Source organism: Bradyrhizobium sp. UFLA06-06, from assembly GCF_054820065.1.
In genome coordinates, this window is the sequence record NZ_JADFUD010000046.1 from 14,859 (window position 1) to 36,353 (window position 21,495).

Here is a 21,495-nt window from a genome sequence, read left to right on the forward strand (position 1 = left end):
AGCTTCCAAATGCATGGAACGGCCCTGCGGCCCTCGCGATTGTCGTGGGACGCACGACCTACCATGCATGGAGCCCGATCATTGCTGAAGCTGTACAGGTCGGCGACCTCCGATTGGCGAAGCATCGGCGCGGAATTGCCGTCCGAGATCATCTGGATCGATCTGCTCGATCCCACCGAGGACGAAAAGCAGTTCGTCGAGCGCGTGCTCGACATCCGCGTACCGTCCGAGCGATCGTTGAGCGAGATCGAAGCGTCGAGCCGCCTGATCACCGACCATGACCGGCTCTATCTGAGCTCGCCGGCGGTGCGGCTTGACGACAACAACGAAGCCGAGATCACCAATATCGGCTTCGTGATCGGCCCCAAGGTGCTGGTCACCGTGCGATTCGCGCCGCTGACCACGTTCGACGACGTCATGAAGCGGATCGGCACCGACAAGAGCCTGCAGAACGGCATGTGCGTGTTCACCGCGCTGCTCGAGGCCATGATCGATCGCGGCGCCGACGTGCTGGAGCATCTCGGCGCCAAGACCGACAGGCTGTCGCGGGGCGTCTTCAAGGGCGGCCTGGTGCGGAGCAAGCGTCCGGTGCGCTCCAGCCGCAGGCTGCGCGAGGCACTGGAGAACATCGGCGAGCTCGCCGATCGCCTGGCGAAGGCGCGCGACGTGCTTCTCGGCGTCGGCTGGGTCGCGAGCTTCGCCGACGACGTCGGCAATGAATGGATCACATCGGCATCGAAGCGCCGGCTCGAGGCCGTCACCAAGGACGTCGCCTCGCTCGGCGACTACGAGACCCGGCTGTCGGACAAGATCCAGCTGCTGCTGGACGCCGTGCTCGGCTTCATCAACATCCAGCAGAACGACCTGTTCAAGATCCTGACCATCGTGTCGGTGGTCGGCGTTCCCCCGACCATCCTGGTCGGGGTCTGGGGCATGAATTTCAAGGCGATGCCGGAGCTGAGCTGGACGTTTGGGTATCCCTTGGCCTGGGCCGCGATCATCGCCAGCGGCATCCTGCCGGTGCTCTGGTTCAAGCGGCACGGCTGGTTCGATTAACAAGCGAAGTTGAAACGCCGCGGCGTTATCGGCGTTGAGAACCCGCCTGCGCGCCTATAAATCTGAAGCTGCCCCACCCGCCCCTGCGGCGCGGTCATCCCCCATCGAAGAGTTCAGCCTATGCGCCCCCACATCATCTGCCACATGGGCACGTCGATCGACGGCCGGCTGCATCCCAGCCGCTTCACCAAGGCCGCCGCCGGGATTCCGGCCGACGTGCTGCGCTCGCACTACGAACGGATCCATGACGGCTTCGATGCCGACGGATGGATCATCGGCCGCGTCACCATGAACGAGATGGCCAAGGGAACGGAGCGGCATATCGCCAACCCACCGAGGCTGCCGCGCGAGGCGCATGTCGGCAACCGTAACGGCCGCAAGCTCGCTGTTGGCATCGATCCGTCGGGCCGCGTGCATTTCGGCAAGGACAATGTCGGCGGCGATCACGCCGTCGCGGTGCTGGGCGAACAGGTGTCCGACGCGCATCTCGCCGAACTGCGCGAGGACGGTGCGTCCTATCTGTTTGCCGGCACGAAGGGCGACGATCTGCCGGGCGCGATGGCGCAGCTGGCCGCCCTGTTCGGCGCCAAGACGCTGCTGCTCGAGGGCGGCGGCGGGATCAACGGCGCCTTCCTCAAGCACGGGCTGATCGACGAGTTCAGCACATTGATCTTTCCGGCGGTCGACGGCGTCGCCGGATCGCAAAGCATCGTCGACTATCACGGCCCGGACGGCGACCGCCCCGGCGCCGGCCAATCACTGCGGCTGACGCACTGCGAGACGCTGGAAGGCGGCATGGTCTGGCTGCGTCACGCCGTGGAGCGCGCGCCGGACTGAGTTTGCCTATGGCTTGGGATTCTCCGCCCAGCCGGTCCGGCATGCAGCAACGAAAAACGCGACGCCGCGCGCGACATGGGCGTCGATCTCGGGATCAAGCGCCTTCAGATCCACCTCGAACAAGGCCCGAAGCAGCATCGGCACGGCGATGATGTCGAGGAACATCCGCGCCGTGGTCGGCAGGTGTTCGGGCGCGAAGGCCGGCAGCTTGCCGAGCTCGTCGGATTGCGTCAGCTCGCGCAGCAGGTGAATGCCGAGCTCGGTGCTGAGCGCGCGCGCCCTGCGGTTGACGTTGGCGGCGAGATCCGGGAAGCGGTGCGCCTCCGCGATCGCGAGCCGCATCAGGCCGATCCGGTCGGCGTCGAAGCCCCAATGCAGCAGGGTCGAGGCAACGCTGGTGAGGCGCTCCTCGATGGTCGCGCCAACCGGCGGATCGGCCTTGAACTCGGCGATGCGTGACAGGATGTCCCGCGTGACCACTTCGGTGAACAGCGCCCGCTTGTCGCGGAAGCGCGCATAGATCGTCCGCTTGCCGGAGCGCGCGGCCTCCGCGATCTCGTCGATGCTCGCGCCCTCGAACCCGCGCTGCAGGAAGACTTTGCGCGCGGCCTCGAGAATCCGCGCATCGACCTCGCCGGCGAGTTCCTTCGGCGGCCGCCCGGCGCGCACCTCGACCGGCCTGGCTTTGGCGGCCCGCGGCTTCTTCAGGGTACTGGTGGTCATCGCATCGACCCGGGTTCGATGGGCCGGTCAGGCCGGCAATATCAAGCAATATAGCCTTATCACATCTAGTTGTAAATAGAACGATACAGTTCCGTTCTTATTGACGCTGCGTCGCAGCGGGACTATTTGTCGCATAGAACGGAACGGTATCGTTCCCTTTTGCGAAGGCCCGGCGGACCTCGCTCATCAGCCAGGAGCAGCCATCATGTTCGAAGACACTGTTTTGGAGCGCCACCAACCGGGCCACGAGGGCATCGAGGCGGCGTCCTCGGCGCCGGCCTCGCATGAGCCCAATGTCACATCGGAGCGGCCGGAGATCACGACACGGGCTCCGGCGCAGGAGCGTCCCGCGGGCAAGCAGCCCGCCCCGCCGGCAACCGTCCCGCCCGAGGTGACCGGCACGGCGCCGAAGCGCGGCTTCCTGCGCCGCCGTCCGGTCGTCTCCGCGATCGGCGTCGTGCTGCTCGCGGCGGCAATCGGCGGCGGCTATCTCTACATGGACTATAGCGGGCATTTCGAATCCACCGACGACGCCTTCATCGCCGCACGGCAGTCCGCGCTCGGGCCGAAGATCTCCGGCTACATCACCGCCGTCCCGGTCACCGACAACCAGCATGTCGCGGCCGGAGACGTGATCGCCCGGCTCGACGACCGCGACTATCGCGTCGCGCTGGCGCAGGCCGAGGCGCAGGTCGCGGCCGCCCGCGCCAACATCGAGAATGTCGATGCGCAGCTCGACGTGCAGCAGGCGCAGATATCAGCCAATCAGGCCCAAGTGGATCAGGCGCAGGCGGCGCTGGTGTTCGCCCAGCAGCAGGCGACGCGCTACCAGCATCTGGAGCAATCCGGCTACGGCACGGTGCAGAATTCCGAGCAGTTCACCTCGCAGCTGCATCAGCAGCAGGCTGCGCTGCTGAGCGCGCAGGCGACGTTCAACCTCGCAAAGCGTCAGGTCGAATCGCTGAAGGCGCAGCGCAAGAGCGCGGTCGCGAACCTCGCCCAGGCCGAGGCACAGCGCGACCAGGCCGAGCTCAATCTGTCCTATACGACGGTCACCGCCGCGCAGCCGGGCCGCGTCGTCAACCTCTCGGCCGCAGTCGGCCAGTTCGCCCAGGCGGGCACCAATCTGACGATGTTCGTGCCCGACCAGACCTGGGTCACCGCAAACTTCAAGGAGATCCAGCTCGACAAGATGCGCCCCGGCGAGAAGGTGACGTTGAAGATCGATGCCTATCCCGGACGCACCATCCAGGGCCATGTGGAGAGCGTGCAGCCGGGCTCCGGCACCGCGTTCTCACTGCTGCCGGCGCAGAACGCCACCGGCAACTACGTCAAGATCGTGCAGCGCGTGCCGGTGAAGATCGTGATGGACAACCCGCCGACCGACGTCGCGCTCGGCCCGGGCATGTCCGTCGTCCCGACAGTGCGGATCGATGCGGCGCCGTCCCTCGTCGAGCGCCTTGAGAAGTCGAGCTTCGGGAGGCTGTGATGAGTGCCGCCGCGATCGACGCCAAAGGCGTTCCGGTGCCGAGCGCCACCGTCAATCCCTGGCTGATCGCCATCGTGGTTGCGCTCGCGAGCTTCATGGAGGTGCTCGACACCACCATTGCCAATGTGGCACTGCCCTATATCGCCGGCGGCATGGGCGTGAGCGAGGACGAGGCCTCCTGGGTGGTCACCACCTATCTGGTGTCCAACGCCATCATCCTGACCGCCTCCGGCTTTCTCGCCCGCACGCTCGGGCGCAAGCCCTTCTTCCTGATCTGCCTCGGCATCTTCACCGTCAGCTCGATCCTGTGCGGCTTCGCGCCCAATCTGAACGCGCTGCTGCTGTTCCGTATCCTGCAGGGTCTCGGCGGCGGCGGCATGGTGCCGGTTGCGCAATCGATTCTTGCCGACGCCTTCCCGCCGGCCAAGCGCGGGCAGGCGTTCGCGGTGTTCGGCATTGCCGTCGTGGTGGCGCCGGTGGTCGGCCCGACGCTCGGCGGCTGGCTGTCCGACAACCTCTCCTGGCACTGGTGCTTCCTGATCAACGCGCCGGTCGGCGTGTTCGCGATCGCGCTGATCGCGGCCGTGCTGCAGGAGCCCGCGACCGCAAAAGCCAAGGGGACGCAGCCCGAGGGCAACACGTTCGACTTCATCGGCTTCGCGCTGGTCGCGACCTTCCTCGGCGCGCTCGAGGTGGTGCTCGACCGCGGCCTCGAGGACGACTGGTTCGCCTCGCCCTTCATCATCACCTTCGCGGTGATCTGCGCTACGGCGTTCGTGCTGATGATCCCGTGGGAGATGACCCGGCGCAATCCGATGATCGATCTGCGCATGGTCGCAACCCGGCAGTTCGGCGCCTGCTTCCTGGTGATGCTGGCGACCGGCGCCATCCTGCTCGCGACCACGCAATTCTTGCCGCAGCTGGTGCAGCAGGATTTCGGCTACACCGCGACCTGGGCCGGCCTCGTGCTCTCGCCCGGCGGCGGCGTCACCATGATGATGATGTTCGCGGTCGGCCGGCTCGCCGCCCGGGTGCAGCCGAAATACCTGATCGTTGCCGGCGCGCTGGTGATCGCCGCCTCGATGTACAGCATGACCAACGTCTATGGCGATCTCGGCTTCTGGTTCATGGCGCGCTCGCGCATGCTGATCGGCGTCGGCCTGCCGCTGATCTTCGTGCCGATCATGGCGGCGTCCTATGACGGCATTCCGCCCGACAAGACCGACCAGGCCTCCGCGCTGATCAACGCGGCGCGCAACACCGGCGGCTCGATCGGCGTCTCGATCGTGTCCAACGTGCTGACGCATCGCCAGCAATTCCACCAGAGCCGGCTGGTCGAGCAGGTGACGCCGTCGAGCCCGCAATACCAGGATACGCTGCACCAGATCACCGACTTCTTCGTCGCCCAGGGCAGTTCGCTGGCGCAGGCGCACAGCCAGGCGATCCAGTGGATCGGGCAGCAGGTGCAGACCCAGGCCTCGTTCCTGTCCTACATGGACGCGTTCTGGGTCCTGATGCTGATCTCGCTCTCGGCGATCCCGCTGGCGCTGACCTTGCGCAAGGTCAAGCTCGGCGGCGCCGCCCCGATGGGTCATTGATTCCGGCGCGGACATGGATGAACTACGACAGAATGCAGGCGTGGCGAAGCCGCGCTATCGACCGGACAGGTCCGCGCGCCACGCGCGGGCCCTCGCGGTCGTCTCCTCGACGAAACGAGTTTTGCCGTTGCGATAGGCCGCGATGTCCTCCCTTGAGGAGGCAGCAAGGGCCTGCTTGATATCCGCGTAGGCGTGGGCCGCTTCGGGGTGCGCGCGAAGATAATCGCGAAACACCAGCAGCGTTTCCCAGCGCGGATTGGATGGCTCCATCACATGCAGATGATGGGTCCACGGGCCCGGAGGGCCCTTGCGGAAGAACAACTCGCCAGGCAGCCACGCCGCGTATTCCGGTATGTAGTTGTAGCCGAGCGCCTCGATCGGCTCGATGCAGCGTTCCCGCGCCTCCGCGAGGCTGGGGACACCGACCATCAGGTCGATGATCGGCTTCGACGGCAAACCCGGAACCGCGGTGCTTCCGACATGCTCGATGGCCAGGGCCAACGAGCCGAGCGCATGCTCGACCCTTGCACGCTCCGTCTCGAACATGGCCGGCCAGTTGGGGTCATAGTCCAGGACAACGATTGGCCCGGCGCCGTATTTCTCCATGGCACACCCTGATTGCTTGCCGCGAAGTCCCCCTTCGCGGGTCAATCAAACCATGATGAGACTAGGTTCGACCAGAGGCGCGCCGCCGGTGGCCGCGCCACCACAGGCCGAAGGCGATGGTGACCGCGGCGGCCAGCGAGAACCAGGTGATGGCGTACTGCATGTGGTCGTCCTTGAGACGCACCTTGAGCGGTCCGGGCTTCGGCGTGCCGCTGTCGGGCACCGGCGCCTCGAGGTCGATGTAGAACGGCGCGACCTGTCCCCAGCCGAGCGCCTGCGCCATCGCGCGATGATCGCGCACGAACCACAGCCGCTTCGCCGGATCTTCCTTCGGCGTCAGCCGGCCCGGTGGCTCGGGAAAGCGGATATAGCCGGTAAGTTCAACCGGCGCGCCGGTGACGAGGCGGCCAACGACGCGGTCCTCGAAGGCGCGATCCTGCATCGTGTTCTGGACAAAGCCGGTGTTGATCACGACGGTCTCGCCGCTCGCGAGCTTCGCCGGCAGCAACGCCCAGGTGCCCGGACCCGAAATGTCGTCGCGCACCGCGGAGCCGGAGCTGAACACCATCGCGTCGGGCTGCTTCGCATAGGTCGCGGTCAGCATGACGCGGCGGAATTCATCCTTGGCGGAGGTCAGTGTCGGCCATGCCGACGGCGGTGGCAGCGCCTCGGTCGGGGCGGCCAGCCGCGCATCGAGCGCCGCGATCAGCGCGTGCTTTTCGACCCGGCGCTGCAATTGCCAAAAGCCAAGGGCGATAAACACCGCGATCAGGATCAACGTGAAAATGCCGAAGCCGGCCGCGCTCGGCCGGCGCGTCGTCGTATCATTCATTTCGGGTCGCGCTCGATCAATTGGCCTTCGGCGGCCTTGTGGTGGAATTGCAGCGCGATCAGAAGTGCCTTCATCGATCGTAGCGGCAGGATCGTGGTGACCAGGATCAACGGCAGCCACAGCGCAGCATGCACCCAGAACGGCGGCTGGTACTTCACCTCGACGATCAGCGCCGCCGCGACCACGATGGCACCGGCCAGCATGATGACGAAGATCGCCGGCCCGTCGCCGGAATCGATGAAGGCGAAGTCGAGGCCGCAGGCCTGGCAGCGCGGCGCCAGCGTCAGGAAGCCGGAATAGAGCTTGCCCTTGCCGCAGCGCGGGCAGCGGCAGGCGATGCCGCGCAGTGCGCTCTCAGTGACGGTCGGCGGGGTATCGGTCATCGGTTCTCTTCAAAAGCAAAGGGGCGGCCATTCGGCCGCCCCCCTCTTAGCACGTCGGCCGGCAATTAGTGTGCGCCGTGGGCCATCGTCTCGGCGCCGTGGCCCCAGACGTAGATGCAGATGAACAGGAACAGCCAGACCACGTCGACGAAGTGCCAGTACCAGGCGGCAAACTCGAAGCCGAGGTGCTGCTTCGGCGTGAAGTGGCCGGCATAGGCGCGGATCAGGCAGACCAGCAGGAAGATGGTGCCGACCAGCACGTGGAAACCATGGAACCCAGTCGCCATGAAGAAGGTCGCGCCATAGACGTTGCCGCCGAACGAGAACGTCGCATGGGCGTACTCATAGGCCTGCACGCAGGTGAAGAGGGCACCGAGGATCACGGTGAGGATCAGGCCCTGCTTGAGGCCCTGGCGGTCGTTCTCGAGCAGCGCATGGTGCGCCCAGGTAACGGTGGTGCCCGAGGTCAGGAGCAGCAGCGTGTTGAGCAGCGGCAGATGCCAGGGATCGAAGGTCTCGATGCCCTTCGGCGGCCAGGTGCCCGGGACCGAGCAGGCGCCCATCGCCGTGCCGGCGCCGCAGCCGAACACCGCATCGCGCGTGGCGTGCACCGCGTCGGCCGGGAACAGCGCCGAGTTGAAGAAGGCCCAGAACCAGGCGACGAAGAACATCACCTCGGAGGCAATGAACAGGATCATGCCGTAGCGGTGGCTGATCTGCACCACGCGGGTGTGGTCGCCCTTGTACTGGGCTTCCTTGATCACGTCGCCCCACCAACTCGCCATCGTGTAGAGCACGCCGATGGTGCCGACGCCGAACACGATCGGGGCCGCGGAGAACATGTGGTGCATCCAGCCGATCGCGCCGAACGCCATGATGAAGGCCGAGATCGAGCCGACCACCGGCCATGGGCTCGGGTCGACGAGATGATAGTCGTGATGCTTGACTTGCGCCTCAGCCATTGCCGTCTCTCCATTCGCGTGCCGCAAGGCACGTCTTAAATCTCAAATTCCAGAACTAGCCGCCCTTGCGCTGCTCCGCCTCGCCGGCCGCCACGGGCTTCGGCGTTGCGTCGCGCACGGGGAAGAAGGTGTAGGACAAAGTGATCGTCTTCAGCGTGTCGTTCTCGCTGTCCTTGGCCAGCGCCGGATCGACATAGAACACCACGGCCATCTCGCGCTTTTCGCCCGGCGCCATGGTCTGTTCGGTGAAGCAGAAGCAGTTGATCTTCTGGAAATAGGCGCCGACCGTCAGCGGCGCGACATTGTAGGACGCCTGGCCGGTCGTGGTGCGCGCCGACTGGTTGGTGACGGTGTAGTAGACCGTGACCACCTGGCCGATCTTGACGTCGATCGTGTTCTGCTCCGGCTCGAACTTCCAGGGCAGGCCCGGCGCGACGTTGGAATCGAAGCTGACCGAAATGGTGCGCGCGAGCGGCGCATCCGAAGGCACCGAGGTCGCGACCTGGGTGGTGCCGTTGAAGCCGGTGGTGCGGCAGAACCAGTTGTAGAACGGCACGGCCGCGTAGGACGCGCCGACCATCAGCACCACGACGAAGCCGCAGATCGAGGCGACCACGGCGTCGCGCGTCAGCGTGCGGCGCGTGACCTTGGTGCCCTCACCCTGCTGCGGTTCCTGGTTCGCCATCTCACTCACAGCGGCCGCACCAGCACGGCTGGCCCCTTGACGAGGGTGACGGCGAAGAACAGCACGACCAGGATGCCGAGCGCGAGCGCGATGGCGATCGAGCGCTGGCGGCGGCTCCTGAGCTGTGCCTCGGTGAGGACGATTCCTTCTGGTTCGCGTTTCTCGTCCATTGATATCCCATGCGCCCCCATCTCGCCCCCCGGCTCCCTATCCGATGAAGACAGGCGCAATCGCGCGGACCACGACCTCGGCGAGGAGGACGGCAAACAGCGCGAACAGATAGAGGATCGAGAAGGCGAACAGCCGGCGCGTGGCGCGGTTGGCGGCCGTGCCCTCGCGGCGGCGATAGACCTCGATGGCGAGCCACAGCATGCCGGCGCCAAGCACCAGTGAGGTGGCGCCGTAGATCGCGTCGAAATAGCCGAGCGGCCACGGCGCCAGCGCGATCGCGACCAGCACGATGGTGTAGAGCAGGATCTGCAGCCGGGTCGCGTCGGGTCCGGCGACGACCGGCAGCATCGGGATGCCGGCGCGCGCATAATCGTCGCTGCGGAACAGCGCCAGCGCCCAGAAATGCGGCGGGGTCCAGAAGAAGATGATCAGGAACAGGAGAATCGGCTCGACCGAGAGCGATCCGGTCGCGGCGGCCCACGCCACCACCGGCGGCAAGGCACCGGCGGCACCGCCGATCACGATGTTCTGCGCAGTCCAGCGCTTCAGCCACATCGTGTAGATCACGGCGTAGAAGAAGATGGTGAAGGCAAGCAGCGCGCCCGCCACCCAGTTGACCAGGATGCCGAGCGTCATCACCGAGAAGAAGGCGAGCGTGATGCCGAACGCGGCCGCCTCGGTCGGCGTGATGCGGCCGCGCGGGATCGGCCGGTTGGCGGTGCGCGTCATCAGCGCGTCGACGTCGCCCTCATAGGCCATGTTGAGCGCGCCGGAGGCGCCGGCGCCGACCGCGATGCACAGGATCGAGGTGAACGCCAGCACCGGATGCACGTGCACCGGCGCGATCATCAGCCCGACCAGCGCGGTGAAGATCACCAGCGACATCACGCGCGGCTTCAACAGCGCGATGTAGTCGCCCACTTCGGCCTCGGAGATCCGGGGCAGTTCGATGGCGTTGTGATCGACAACCGACAAGATCAGGTCTCGCTTCTCTCAAAAGGCGCGGCGCACCCTTAAAGTGCGCCGCGTTGTCGTGGACTTACTGCACGCGGGGCAGCACTTCGAACTGGTGGAACGGCGGCGGCGAGGTCAGCGTCCACTCCAGCGTGGTCGCACCCGCACCCCACGGATTGTTCGCGGCCTGCTCCTTGCGGACGAAGGCATCGATCACGCCGTAGATGAAGATCAGAACGCCGATGCCCGAGATGTAGGAGCCCCAGGACGAGATCAGGTTCCAGCCCGCGAATGCATCCGGATAGTCGACATAGCGGCGCGGCATGCCCGACAGGCCGAGGAAGTGCTGCGGGAAGAACACCAGGTTGACGCCGATGAAGGTAAACCAGAAGTGCGCCTTGGCGATGGTCTCCGAGTACATGTAGCCGAACATCTTCGGGAACCAGTAGTACCAGCCGGCGAAGATGCCGAACACGGCGCCGAGCGACAGCACGTAGTGGAAGTGCGCCACCACGTAATAGGTGTCCTGCAGCACGCGATCGACACCGGCATTGGCCAGCACGACGCCTGTGACGCCGCCGACGGTGAACAGGAAGATGAAGCCGATCGCCCAGATCATCGGCGCCTTGAACTCGATCGAGCCGCCCCACATCGTGGCGATCCAGGAGAAGATCTTCACGCCGGTCGGCACCGCGATCACCATCGTGGCGGCGACGAAATAGGCCTGCGTCGCCGAGGACATGCCGACGGTGTACATGTGGTGCGCCCACACCACGAAACCGATGCCGCCGATCGCGACCATGGCGTAGGCCATGCCGAGATAGCCGAACACCGGCTTGCGCGAGAAGGTGGAGACGATCTGGCTGACCATGCCGAAGGCGGGCAGGATCAGGATGTACACTTCGGGGTGACCGAAGAACCAGAACAGGTGCTGGAACAGCACCGGGTCGCCGCCGCCGTCAGCCGCAAAGAAGGTGGTGCCGAAATTACGGTCGGTCAGCAGCATGGTGATCGCACCGGCGAGCACCGGCAGCGACAACAGCAGCAGGAACACGGTGACCAGGATCGACCACACGAACAGCGGCATCTTGTGCAGGGTCATGCCCGGCGCACGCATGTTGAAGATCGTGGTGATGAAGTTGATGGCGCCGAGGATCGACGAGGCACCCGCGAGATGGAGCGAGAGAATCGCGAAATCGACCGCAGGACCCGGATGGCCGGAGGTCGACAGCGGCGCGTACATGGTCCAGCCCGCGCCGACGCCGTTGGCGCCCGGCTCACCCTCGACGAAGGTGGACATCAGCAGCAGCGCGAACGAGGCCGGCAGCAGCCAGAACGAGATGTTGTTCATGCGCGGGAACGCCATGTCCGGCGCGCCGATCATCAGCGGCACCATCCAGTTGCCGAAGCCGCCGATCATCGCCGGCATGACCATGAAGAAGATCATGATCAGACCGTGCGAGGTCACGAACACGTTATAGGTGTGCGTCTCGTGGAATATCTGGACGCCCGGATACATCAACTCGGCACGGATCGCGATCGACATCGCCGCGCCGATGATGCCCGCGATCACCGCAAAGACCAGGTACATCGTACCGATGTCCTTGTGGTTCGTAGAGTAGAGATAACGCCGCCATCCGGTCGGATGATGGGCGTGATCATCATGGGCGTGATCGTCGTGTGTCGCTGCGCCTGTCGCCATGTTCAAAATCCTGCCTTGCAGTCCCTCTTGGACCTTGCGGTCCCGTCGCCCTTATTCCATCCGCGCCGTAAGCCGTGAGGCTTACTGCGCCGCCTGACCAGCCGAGGCGTAGGAATTCGCCGGGTTGGTCGCAAACTTCTTCTTCGCGCCTTCAACCCAGGTCGCGAATTCCTGGTCGCTGACGACCCGCACCGCGATCGGCATGAAGGCATGGTCCTTGCCGCACAGTTCCGAGCACTGGCCGTAGAACACGCCGGTCTTGGTCGCCTTGAACCAGCTCTCGTTGAGGCGGCCGGGGACCGAGTCGATCTTCACGCCGAAGGCCGGCACCGCGAAGGAGTGGATCACGTCGGCGCCGGTGGTCTGGATCCGCACCACCTTGTTGACCGGGACCACCATCTCGTTGTCGACGCCGAGCAGACGCGGCTGCTTGTCCTTGTCGAGCAGCGAGTCGAACTCGAACTTGCCGTTATCCGGGTAGGCGTAGGACCAGTACCACTGCTTGCCGGTGACCTTCACGGTGAGGTCCGGCTTCGGCACGTCGAGCTCCAGGAACAGCAGGCGGAACGACGGCACCGCGATGCCGACCAGGATCAGGACCGGGATCAGCGTCCAGGCCACTTCGATCAGCGTGTTGTGGGTGGTCCTGGAGGGGACCGGGTTGGCCCGGGCGTTGAACTTCACCACCACGATGATGAGCAGCGCCAGCACGAACAGGGTGATGACGGTAATAAGCACCAGCAGGAAATTGTGAAACCAGATGATGTTTTCCATCACCGGGGTCGCGGCTTCCTGCAGCGTGTGCTCCCACGGAGCCGGCTGCCCCATCTCGGCGAAGGCCGATCCCGCGGCGATCGACGCCACACCCGCTACCGCCAACCCCAGCAATTGCCTGCCCAACCGGCCAATCGACATCTTCATGCCGCTCGCGCTCCCTTGCATTATTCCCCAAAGCACCCCCGGCACATGGCCGAAAATGCAGCACGATCCGCCCTGACAAACGGCCTTCCGGACATACCCGTCTCTGAGTCAAGGTGGGTACGGGAGCCAGATCGCTAGAACGCGTCGAAATCCAGCCTCTCAAACCATAATTCTCCGGCGCTCGCAATGCAGTAGTGGGGCCGAAAGCCATGCGCCTGCGATGAAGCTGCCGCTTGCGATTTTTCCCGCAAAATCAAGCGAAAGTCGCCGAAACGACGCCGCATGCAGTTGACAGGGGGATTACCGGATGTACCCACAGACAGGGCAGCGCACAGGAACCTGATTCGCTGCGGGCTGCCCCAATCCGGCGCGAGAATGGCTTCAAGATCGCCTTCAAGGCGCCGTCATTGCGGTATCAGTCGACGCCTGAGCATGATCCGGAAAAGTGGAGACCGGTTTTCCGAAAGATCATGCTCAAACAAGAAGATGAGATCATGATTCGCTTCCGGGAAGCGCATCATGGCGCGCGTGCTACCGGCGGCCGGACGGCCGGACCGACCGAACATCTATAAGGATCGACCCGGATGGGCGCTTCGAACATTCGTTTGACGATGGCCAGCCGGCTCGGCGGCCTCGCGATTCTGGCCCTCTGGCTTGGCCTTTCTCTTGGCCTGACCCAGCCGGCAAACGCGCAAGGCGCGGTGCGCTCGGTTCACGGCGACTGGCAGATCCGCTGCGACACCCCGCCCGGCGCCCAGGCCGAGCAATGCGCTCTGATCCAGAGCGTGGTAGCAGAAGACCGCTCCAACGCCGGCCTGACTGTGATCGTGCTGAAGACCGCCGACCAGAAGAGCCGCCTGATGCGCGTGGTCGCGCCGCTCGGCGTGCTGCTGCCCTCCGGCCTCGGCCTCAAGCTCGACAATCAGGACGTCGGCCGCGCCGGTTTTGTCCGCTGCCTGCCCAATGGCTGCGTCGCCGAGGTCGTGATGGACGACAAGCTGCTCGGCCAGCTCAAGAACGCTAAGACCGCGACCTTCATCATCTTCGAGACCCCGGAAGAGGGCATCGGCTTTCCGCTCAGCCTGAATGGCCTGTCGGAGGGGTATGACAAATTGCCCTAGGGGTTAGGCCGGCGTCGCAAATGCAGAGGCCGTAGCCCGGATGAAGCGCAGCGCAATCCGGGACCGGCGTCAGCACAGGAGAGTGTCTTCCCGGATTTCGCTTCGCTTCATCCGGGCTACGCCAGGCAGATCGGCTCACCGCCCACCCGCCGCATAATAGTCGAACAATCCGCTCGCCTCGGCGGACAGCCAGTCCGCCTCTCCCGTCATGTAGCCTTCGACCTGTCCGGTGACGCCGATCAAGAATGTGATCGGCATGCCGTAGAGCGCGAACGGCGTATCGGCCTCGGCGGCGTCGACGCGCGACACGAGGCCACCCGGATCGAAGCCGATCGCGAGGTGGCGGAGCTTGAGCTGCTTGACGTAGGGCGCGACCGGCGCGCGGTTGCGATCGGTGCTGACAGCGACGACGACGAGATCGCTGCGGCCGCTCGCGGCAAGGCGGTCCAGCATCGGTAGCTCGGTCCGGCACGCCGCGCACCAGGTGGCCCAGAAGTTCACCAGCACCATCCTGCCTTTGAACGCGGTGAGATCGAGCGCGCCGCCGGCGAGCACGGGGATCGCAACCTGCGGCACCGGGCGGGCGCCTTCGACCTGCGTGAACTGGTGCCGGATGGTGCCGAACTGCGGCGGCCCCGACGCTGCGCGCACGGCTCCGGCGGGCATCACGAGCGAGGCGCCGGCGCCGATCATACCGGCGACGACGGCGCGGCGCGTCGGTGCGTGAGCTGACGTCATGATGGGTTCTCCACTTGGCTTGATCGCTGCATCGCTCAGGAGCGGATGTAGGACCAGCCGGCTTCCTGCAATTCGATGATGCGCCCGGGCCCGTTCGGCACCAGGACGACATTGTCGAGCAGGACCAGCGGATGTCCCTCGGCGCGCTCCATGCCGAGCTTGGTGGCTTCGCAGACCACGAAGCGGATGTCCGGCGTGAGCCCCCTCACCACCCGGAGCAGGTCCTTCACCGGCGAGGTATCGGCCCGCAGCATGTGGACGCCGGCATTGTAGGCGACGACCTCGATCTCGAACGGCTCATTGCGCTCCCGATAATATTTCGGGAGGTTGAGCGCGGTCGAGATCAGCGCCCGCATCGTGGTCGGGTCGTCGCTGTTGATCGGCAGCACCAGGCGGTGCACGCGCGGCTCCGGCTTGCTGGACTCAAGTTTCTTGGGCTCCGGCTTCGAGACCGCCGCGACCGAGCCGGTGAGCAGCATTGTCGCGGCGAACGGCACCGCGAAGGCCAGCACCAGCCCGGTCACGACCGCCAGCTTGCGGCGAGAGACGCGCATCGCGCTCACCTCACGGCGCGCTCGCGAGCAGGGCGAACTGGCTGCGCTTGGCGTAGGCGACGATTGCGCTCAATGTCAGCAGCACCAGGGCGGGCACCGGCGAGCCGCCGATCACGAACAGATGCGTGATGGTGGCACCGACCATGATGCAGCTGAGCAGCACGCCGCCGAACGCTGCGACCGGGGGCAGCAGGATCAGGATCGCGCCGAGCAGCTCCAGCGATCCGGTGAAATAGCGGAACCACTGACCAAGCCCGATATGCTCGAATTCCTCGACCAGCATCGGCACGCCGTAGAGCTTGGCGGCGCCCGCGGCGGCAAAGGCTAAAGCGAGCAGCCCCCTGACGACCCAGAGGCTGACGGATTTCCAGCGCGACGGCGCCGCGGCAACTGCAACTGACATTGATGACTCCCGAGTTGTTCGTAAGGCCGGGCCGCGGGGCCACCCGACCGATCGGCGGCTGGCCCGCGGCTTTCGGTGGTCTAAATTCGGGAGTAAGATGAAAAGAACAAGTAGGATGCTTTTTGTGAGGTAGTATGAAAAAACTGACTATTGAGCCTGCTGAACCTCCGGCGGCGTCCGAGCCGTGCAACGGCGACCTGTCGGCGCAATTTCATCGCGCGCTGTCGGTGCTGGCCGGGAAATGGAAGGGCGACATCCTCTGGCAACTGGTCGAGCGCAAGCGGCGGTTCGGCGAGCTGCGCCAGTCGATCCCCGGCGTGACCCAGCACATGCTGACCACGCAGCTGCGCGATCTCGAGGCCAACGGCCTCGTCAAGCGCACGGTCTATCCCGAGGTGCCGCCACGGGTTGAGTACGAGATGACGCCGTCGGCCAAGGCGCTCAAGCCGGTGTTCGACGAACTGTACCGCTGGGCGCAGGAGCATGGCTTTCCGACCTCGGCACAAGGCACCGCGCAGCCGAAGCCGCAATCGGGCGATGCCGGCGAAAGCCAGCCGCGGAAGGCGGATCGGCGCTCAAGGTGATGACGACAAGGTGACGAGCCCGACGGGGCAGTGTGATCGACCGCATAGCCGCAGGCACTCCCGGTTTGCCACCCCAACCACTATCTTTGGTGATCGCCGTCCGGGCCTGAACCGGGACCGGTACAGGTTTCCGGGTTGTAAGATGAGTTTTCCGCTCGTCTCTGCTTCAATCCCCCCGAAATCCCTGCTGCGGGTTCCCCACTGGCAATCAGTTGCGCTTCAGGCAAGGATGACGAGGAATCGCCAAGCAATCGCACTGCGTCGGAGTGACCATGACCAATCCCGCCACGACCTCCCTGCTCGACCGCGCCAATCTGGACCGCGATGCCGTCCGCCGCGAGGTGGCGCGCGGACTTGAAGGCGCCGACGACGGCGAGCTGTTCCTGGAGTTCGGGCAAACCGAGGCGCTGGTGTTCGACAACGGAAGGCTGAAGCAGGCGACCTATGACACCTCGCAGGGCTTTGGCCTGCGCGCGGTCAAGGACGATGCGGTCGGCTATGCGCATTCCTCCGACGTCTCGATCCCGGCGCTGATCCGTGCCGCGGATGCCGTCGCGGCCGTGCGCGGCGGCTATGCCGGCACTTTCGCCGCGGCGCCCGCCCACACCAACATCAAGCTTTATGGCGACGAGAACCCGCTGGACGGGCCGGCATTCGAGGCCAAGGTCAAGCTGCTCGGCGAGATCGACGCCTATGTCAGGGACAAGGACCCGCGGGTGCGGCAGGTCTCCGCCAGCCTCACCGCGACCTGGCAGGTGGTCGAGATCCTGCGGCCGGACGGCGAGAGCTATCGCGACATCCGCCCGCTGGTGCGCGTCAACATCTCCGTGGTCGCCGGACAAGGCGACCGGCAGGAGAGCGGCAGCAAGGGCTATGGCGGCCGCGAGGGCTATGCGCGCTTCATCGAGACCAAGGCCTGGCGCGACGCCGCCGACGGCGCGCTGCGCGAGGCGCTGGTCAACCTCGAATCGGTGCCGGCGCCCGCCGGCGAGATGGACGTGGTGCTTGGCGCCGGCTGGCCCGGCGTGATGCTGCATGAGGCCGTCGGCCATGGGCTCGAGGGCGATTTCAACCGCAAGCAGACCTCCGCCTTTGCCGGCCTGATGGGCCAGCAGGTCGCCGCCAAGGGCGTCACAGTGGTCGATGACGGCACCATGGCCTCGCGCCGCGGCTCGCTCTCGATCGACGACGAGGGCACGCCGACCAACCGCACCGTGCTGATCGAGGACGGCATTCTGGTCGGCTACATGCAGGACCGCCAGAACGCCCGGCTGATGGGCATGAAGCCGACCGGCAACGGACGGCGGCAGAGCTATGCCCACGTGCCGATGCCGCGCATGACCAACACCTACATGCTGTCGGGCGATCGCGACCCGGCCGAGATCATCGCCTCGGTGAAGAACGGCATGTACGCCGCCAATTTCGGCGGCGGCCAGGTCGACATCACCTCGGGCAAATACGTGTTCCAGTGCACCGAGGCCTACAAGATCGAGAACGGTAAGCTCGGTGCGCCGGTGAAAGGCGCGATGTTGATCGGAAACGGACCGACCGATCTCCACAGGATCACCATGATCGGCAACGATCTTGCGCTGGATACGGGAATCGGCACCTGCGGCAAGAACGGCCAGGGCGTGCCGGTCGGCGTCGGCCAGCCGACGCTCAGGATGGAACGGATTACGGTCGGAGGAACGGGCTAGTGAGCAGCGGAAACGAAGTCGTGACGGCCAAGCCGACCAGCTGGCGCGGGCAGGCCGTGCAACTGGCTGCGATCGTGGCCGTCGTGTTCCTCGCCAAGGGCGCGATCGCCGAGCCGTTCTACGTGCCGTCGGGATCGATGGAGCCGACGCTGCTGATCGGCGACGCGCTGGTCGCTTCAAAATATCCCTATGGCTACGGCGCGGCTTCGCTGCCGATCCAGATCACGCTGCCGGAAACCGGACGCGTGTTCGGCGAGACGCCGAAGCGCGGCGACGTCGTTGTATTCCGCTGGCCGGGCGACCGCTCGCAAGCCTGGGTCAAGCGCGTGGTCGGGCTGCCCGGCGACCGCATCCAGATGCGGCAGGGTCAGCTCTTCATCAACGATCATGCGGCGACGCTGAAGCCCGACGGCACCGGCTTCGCCGAAGACGATCGCGGCGGCGGCGAGGAGGCGTATCGCTATATCGAGACGCTGCCGAACGGCGTCAACCACGCGATCTTCAAGATCCGCGACAACGGCCGGCTCGACAACACCCAAGAGGTGACGGTGCCGCCGGGCAAACTGTTCGTCCTCGGCGACAACCGGGACAATTCCGCCGATAGCCGCGTACCGGTGCGCGACGGCGGCGTCGGCCTCTTGCCGATCGACAATCTGATCGGCCGCGCCGACGCCGTGGTCGGCTCCTGGGACCTCGGCATCCGCAGCCAGCCGGTCTGGACCTGGCTCTCAGGCTTCCGCCTCGCGCGCTTCTTCACCTCGGTGCAGTAGACGCGTAGCGCGTAGCCCGGATGAGCGCAGCGACATCCGGGGCATGTGTCGAGGCCGTCCCGGATATCGCTTCGCTCATCCGGGCTACATTCCCCACGAGAGGTCAGCCGTGACCTTCGACGACATCAGGCGCATCGCGTTGGCGTGGCCGGAGGTCGAGGACGGCTCGTCCTACGGCACGCCGGCGCTGAAGGTGCGCAACAGGATGCTGGTGCGGCTGAAGGAGGACGGCGACAGCCTGGTGATGCCGGGCGTCCCGCCGGATGAGCGCGACATGCTGGTCGAGCATCAGCCCAAGGTGTTCTACTTCACCGATCACTACAGCGACTACCCGATGGTCCTGATCCGCCTGTCGAAGGCCAAACGCGCCACCGTCGAGCCCTTGCTGCGCCGGCACTGGCGCACGCTGGCGTCGAAGAAGGCGGTCAGGGACTACGACGCGACCGCCTCGTCGTGACGCAGGACGAATTCCTCACAGCCGCGCTGCGCAACCCGGCCAATCAAGCCGTCACCGACGAGCTGTACCGCCTCGGCTTGCCCGATGCATGGCTGGTGGCCGGCTGTCTGGTGCAGACCGTGTGGAACGTGCTGACCAGCCGGCCGCTCGATCATGGCATCAGCGACCACGACATCTTCTATTTCGATCCGGATACCTCATGGGAGGCCGAGGACGCGGTGATCCGCGAGCTCAAGGCACGGCTTGCGCGTCTCGGTGTCGCGATCGAGGTACGCAACCAGGCCCGCGTCCATCTCTGGTATCCCGACAAGCATGGCCTGCCCTACCCGGCGCTGTCGTGTTCGACCGACGGCATCGATCGCTTCCTCACCGAAAACACGCAGATCGGCATCCGCCGCACCACGCGCGGCTACGACGTCTATGCGCCGAACGGTTTCGACGATGTCGCCGGCATGATCGTGCGGCCGAACCGGACCGCGAATTTTTCGGCCGCGAACTATGCGAGGAAGGCTGAGCGGTGGCAGGCGCTGTGGCCGGAGATCACGGTGCTGGCGGCGGAGTAGCCTGTCATAGCTTCGTAGCCCGGATGGAGCGAAGCGTAATCCGGGACCGGACTCACCGCACCACGCCCGACGTGAACCCCGCCTTCCGCCGCGGCGGCTTGATCTCCTTCTTCAGGAAGCAATGCGCGTCGCGGCCGGCATAGCCGGGCCGGGCGTAGGTCCAGGCGCGGCACTTGTTGTCGGCGGTGCAGGCGGCCTGGCAGGCCTCGTCGCCGTCGCTGCTCTTCAGTTCGAAATTCTTGTAGTCGCCGCCGAGGCGGTCGATCGAGGTTTCGATGGCGCCGTTGCGCGGTTCGACCACGCCCGCGCCGCGCACCCCGGAGACGCAGCAGACGTCCTGCACCCGCGGCGGCACGGTGTTCTTCAGCCAGCACACCGCGCCGTTGTTTGCATCGGTCGGATAGTTGAAGCTCCAGGCGCGGCAGCGGCGGTCGCGCTCGCAGGTCAGCGCGCAATCGGCCGGATCGCCCGTCGTCACCGGCGCGTTGAGATAGTCGCCGCCGGGACGGTCGAAATTGGTCTGCGCCAATGCCGGGCGCGCGACGACAGCGGCCGCAAGGACCGCAAACATCACCACACACGCCCTAAAGTGGCGGCCTATCCCCATGAGATTGCTTTCAAATTCGCGCAGCCCCGCGCGTTTAGCGGGTCGTCATTTGAACGCCATGAACCTGTACGGCGGATGAACGGCGGGTGCGACACCACCGCCGTTCGCGCGCGTTTCGGGCCCGGATTGGGGCCAAGTGGGGATTAAAACGCGTACTCCTGATAGGCCGGTTCCACCGAGCCCTTCCACGGACCGTTGAACTTCTCCAGCATCTCCTCCGCCGGCGAACGGCCGGCCTCGATGATGCGCTCGAGCGGTTCGAGGAAGCGGCTCTCGTCGCGTCCGAGATGATCGATCCGGCCGCGCCGTCGCAATCCGGCATGCGACAGGATCAGGCACTCCTTGGCGATCTCGAACAGATAGCGGTCTTTGATCCGCGACTTGAAGCCGAAACGCGGCACGTCGTCACGCAGTGCCTGCCGCTCCGGCGCGGTCCAGTGGCGGACGATGTCCCAGGCGGCATCGAGGCTGTCATTGTCGTAGAGCAGTCCGACCCAGAACGCCGGCAGCGCCGGCAGCCGGCCCCACGGCACGCCGTCGGCGCCGCGCATTTCGAGGTAACGCTTCAGCCGCACCTCGGGGAAGATCGTCGAGAGGTGATTGGCCCAGTCCGACAAGGTCGGACGCTCGCCCGGGAGGGCGGCATTCTTGCCGGCGAAGAAATCCCGGAACGAGGAGCCGGAGACGTCGATATATTCCTCGCCGCGCTTGACGAAATACATCGGAACGTCGAGCGCATAATCGACATAGCGCTCGAACCCCATGCCGTCCTCGAACGCGAACGGCACCATGCCGCTGCGCGCATTGTCGGTGTCGCGCCAGATCTCGGAACGGAACGACAGGAAGCCGTTGGGCTTGCCTTCGGTGAACGGCGAGTTGGCGAACAAGGCGGTCGCGATCGGCTGCAACGCCAGCGACACGCGCAGCTTCTTCACCATGTCGGCTTCGGAGGAGAAGTCGAGATTGGTCTGCACCGTGCAGGTCCGGAACATCATGTCGAGGCAGTATTTGCCGACCTTCGGCATGTAGTTTCGCATGATCTTGTAACGCCCCTTGGGCATCACGGGGATCTGCGCGCGCGA

The 21,495-nt window shown here is 65.5% G+C and carries 26 protein-coding genes; 11 read left to right on the forward strand and 15 right to left on the reverse strand.

Annotated elements, in window-relative coordinates; genetic code table 11:
• The first annotated feature begins 81 nt into the window (after nucleotides 1-81).
• Entirely contained in the window at nucleotides 82-1,056 is a 975-nt protein-coding gene (locus tag IF803_RS30225) for a magnesium transporter CorA family protein (protein WP_461194574.1), read from the forward strand.
• A gap of 120 nt (nucleotides 1,057-1,176) precedes the next feature.
• Nucleotides 1,177-1,893 carry a dihydrofolate reductase family protein gene (locus IF803_RS30230; protein WP_461194575.1) on the forward strand — a complete coding sequence of 239 codons (717 nt, stop codon included), beginning with the start codon at nucleotides 1,177-1,179 and terminating at the stop codon, nucleotides 1,891-1,893.
• A gap of 6 nt (nucleotides 1,894-1,899) precedes the next feature.
• Here IF803_RS30230 and IF803_RS30235 read toward each other — a convergent pair whose 3' ends face one another.
• Nucleotides 1,900-2,616, reverse strand: coding sequence for a TetR/AcrR family transcriptional regulator (locus IF803_RS30235; protein ID WP_461194577.1), 717 nt, complete (start codon nucleotides 2,614-2,616; stop codon nucleotides 1,900-1,902).
• Between the two features lie 223 nt (nucleotides 2,617-2,839).
• Between IF803_RS30235 and IF803_RS30240 the strand changes: the two genes are divergently transcribed.
• Nucleotides 2,840-4,105: an HlyD family secretion protein gene (locus tag IF803_RS30240; protein WP_461194617.1), complete on the forward strand. Its 1,266-nt coding sequence runs from the start codon at nucleotides 2,840-2,842 to the stop codon at nucleotides 4,103-4,105.
• Complete coding sequence (locus IF803_RS30245; protein ID WP_461194579.1) at nucleotides 4,105-5,703, forward strand: DHA2 family efflux MFS transporter permease subunit; 1,599 nt, start codon at nucleotides 4,105-4,107, stop codon at nucleotides 5,701-5,703. Before IF803_RS30240 ends, IF803_RS30245 begins: the two co-directional genes overlap by 1 nt.
• Before the next feature lie 54 nt (nucleotides 5,704-5,757).
• Here IF803_RS30245 and IF803_RS30250 read toward each other — a convergent pair whose 3' ends face one another.
• The 9 genes from IF803_RS30250 to coxB form a co-directional block, all read right to left on the reverse strand.
• The gene (locus tag IF803_RS30250) at nucleotides 5,758-6,309 is read right to left on the reverse strand and encodes a GrpB family protein (RefSeq protein ID WP_461194580.1); all 552 of its coding nucleotides are present in this window, start codon (nucleotides 6,307-6,309) and stop codon (nucleotides 5,758-5,760) included.
• Nucleotides 6,310-6,370: 61 nt separating this feature from the next.
• On the reverse strand, nucleotides 6,371-7,141 hold the full coding sequence (locus IF803_RS30255; protein ID WP_461194582.1) for an SURF1 family protein: 771 nt from the start codon (nucleotides 7,139-7,141) through the stop codon (nucleotides 6,371-6,373).
• The gene (locus IF803_RS30260) at nucleotides 7,138-7,524 is read right to left on the reverse strand and encodes a DUF983 domain-containing protein (RefSeq protein ID WP_026191934.1); all 387 of its coding nucleotides are present in this window, start codon (nucleotides 7,522-7,524) and stop codon (nucleotides 7,138-7,140) included. Before IF803_RS30260 ends, IF803_RS30255 begins: the two co-directional genes overlap by 4 nt.
• 65 nt (nucleotides 7,525-7,589) lie before the next feature.
• Nucleotides 7,590-8,486 (reverse strand): cytochrome c oxidase subunit 3, encoded by an 897-nt coding sequence (locus IF803_RS30265; protein ID WP_028338984.1) that lies wholly within the window; start codon nucleotides 8,484-8,486, stop codon nucleotides 7,590-7,592.
• A 55-nt stretch (nucleotides 8,487-8,541) separates the two neighbouring features.
• Nucleotides 8,542-9,171, reverse strand: coding sequence for a cytochrome c oxidase assembly protein (locus IF803_RS30270; RefSeq protein ID WP_461194584.1), 630 nt, complete (start codon nucleotides 9,169-9,171; stop codon nucleotides 8,542-8,544).
• A gap of 5 nt (nucleotides 9,172-9,176) precedes the next feature.
• On the reverse strand, nucleotides 9,177-9,341 hold the full coding sequence (locus IF803_RS30275) for a hypothetical protein (RefSeq protein WP_018269059.1): 165 nt from the start codon (nucleotides 9,339-9,341) through the stop codon (nucleotides 9,177-9,179).
• 37 nt (nucleotides 9,342-9,378) lie between these two features.
• Nucleotides 9,379-10,317, reverse strand: coding sequence for a heme o synthase (locus tag IF803_RS30280; RefSeq protein WP_461194585.1), 939 nt, complete (start codon nucleotides 10,315-10,317; stop codon nucleotides 9,379-9,381).
• Between the two features lie 64 nt (nucleotides 10,318-10,381).
• Nucleotides 10,382-11,998, reverse strand: coding sequence for a cytochrome c oxidase subunit I (ctaD, locus tag IF803_RS30285; RefSeq protein ID WP_028338987.1), 1,617 nt, complete (start codon nucleotides 11,996-11,998; stop codon nucleotides 10,382-10,384).
• Nucleotides 11,999-12,079: 81 nt separating this feature from the next.
• The gene (gene coxB / locus IF803_RS30290) at nucleotides 12,080-12,919 is read right to left on the reverse strand and encodes a cytochrome c oxidase subunit II (RefSeq protein ID WP_028338988.1); all 840 of its coding nucleotides are present in this window, start codon (nucleotides 12,917-12,919) and stop codon (nucleotides 12,080-12,082) included.
• 233 nt (nucleotides 12,920-13,152) lie between these two features.
• On the opposite strand from coxB, the gene IF803_RS30295 reads away from it, so the two are divergent.
• Together IF803_RS30295 and IF803_RS30300 are read left to right on the forward strand one after the other, a co-directional pair.
• Nucleotides 13,153-13,491 (forward strand): hypothetical protein, encoded by a 339-nt coding sequence (locus tag IF803_RS30295; RefSeq protein ID WP_461194586.1) that lies wholly within the window; start codon nucleotides 13,153-13,155, stop codon nucleotides 13,489-13,491.
• Between the two features lie 12 nt (nucleotides 13,492-13,503).
• Nucleotides 13,504-14,040, forward strand: coding sequence for an invasion associated locus B family protein (locus tag IF803_RS30300; RefSeq protein WP_461194587.1), 537 nt, complete (start codon nucleotides 13,504-13,506; stop codon nucleotides 14,038-14,040).
• Between the two features lie 135 nt (nucleotides 14,041-14,175).
• Here the strand turns inward: IF803_RS30300 and IF803_RS30305 are convergent, their stop codons facing one another.
• Genes IF803_RS30305 through IF803_RS30315 form a run of 3 tightly spaced genes read right to left on the reverse strand, consistent with a single transcriptional unit; the run spans nucleotide 14,176 to nucleotide 15,735 of the window.
• Nucleotides 14,176-14,778, reverse strand: coding sequence for a TlpA family protein disulfide reductase (locus tag IF803_RS30305; RefSeq protein WP_411780097.1), 603 nt, complete (start codon nucleotides 14,776-14,778; stop codon nucleotides 14,176-14,178).
• Between the two features lie 35 nt (nucleotides 14,779-14,813).
• The gene (locus IF803_RS30310) at nucleotides 14,814-15,332 is read right to left on the reverse strand and encodes a DsrE family protein (protein ID WP_411780096.1); all 519 of its coding nucleotides are present in this window, start codon (nucleotides 15,330-15,332) and stop codon (nucleotides 14,814-14,816) included.
• A 10-nt stretch (nucleotides 15,333-15,342) separates the two neighbouring features.
• Nucleotides 15,343-15,735, reverse strand: coding sequence for a DoxX family protein (locus IF803_RS30315; protein WP_028338992.1), 393 nt, complete (start codon nucleotides 15,733-15,735; stop codon nucleotides 15,343-15,345).
• Between the two features lie 134 nt (nucleotides 15,736-15,869).
• Between IF803_RS30315 and IF803_RS30320 the strand changes: the two genes are divergently transcribed.
• The 5 genes from IF803_RS30320 (at nucleotide 15,870) to IF803_RS30340 (ending at nucleotide 19,806) form a co-directional block, all read left to right on the forward strand.
• Nucleotides 15,870-16,319, forward strand: a complete 450-nt coding sequence (locus tag IF803_RS30320; protein ID WP_461194588.1) for a winged helix-turn-helix transcriptional regulator — start codon at nucleotides 15,870-15,872, stop codon at nucleotides 16,317-16,319.
• A gap of 272 nt (nucleotides 16,320-16,591) precedes the next feature.
• Nucleotides 16,592-18,016 carry a metalloprotease TldD gene (gene tldD / locus IF803_RS30325; RefSeq protein ID WP_016847098.1) on the forward strand — a complete coding sequence of 475 codons (1,425 nt, stop codon included), beginning with the start codon at nucleotides 16,592-16,594 and terminating at the stop codon, nucleotides 18,014-18,016.
• Nucleotides 18,016-18,786 carry a signal peptidase I gene (gene lepB / locus IF803_RS30330; RefSeq protein WP_016847099.1) on the forward strand — a complete coding sequence of 257 codons (771 nt, stop codon included), beginning with the start codon at nucleotides 18,016-18,018 and terminating at the stop codon, nucleotides 18,784-18,786. The genes tldD and lepB overlap by 1 nt, the downstream gene beginning before the upstream one ends.
• A gap of 109 nt (nucleotides 18,787-18,895) precedes the next feature.
• Nucleotides 18,896-19,243 carry an MmcQ/YjbR family DNA-binding protein gene (locus IF803_RS30335; protein ID WP_461194590.1) on the forward strand — a complete coding sequence of 116 codons (348 nt, stop codon included), beginning with the start codon at nucleotides 18,896-18,898 and terminating at the stop codon, nucleotides 19,241-19,243.
• A complete protein-coding gene (locus IF803_RS30340; RefSeq protein ID WP_461194592.1) occupies nucleotides 19,240-19,806 on the forward strand; it encodes a nucleotidyltransferase family protein in 567 nt (188 codons plus the stop codon). Before IF803_RS30335 ends, IF803_RS30340 begins: the two co-directional genes overlap by 4 nt.
• A 52-nt stretch (nucleotides 19,807-19,858) precedes the next feature.
• On the opposite strand, the gene IF803_RS30345 is transcribed toward IF803_RS30340, so the two are convergent.
• The gene (locus tag IF803_RS30345) at nucleotides 19,859-20,413 is read right to left on the reverse strand and encodes a PAN domain-containing protein (RefSeq protein ID WP_411780090.1); all 555 of its coding nucleotides are present in this window, start codon (nucleotides 20,411-20,413) and stop codon (nucleotides 19,859-19,861) included.
• Between the two features lie 143 nt (nucleotides 20,414-20,556).
• Nucleotides 20,557-21,495 (reverse strand): glutamate--cysteine ligase (locus tag IF803_RS30350; protein WP_461194594.1); only part of this gene is annotated, 939 nt, incomplete at its 5' end.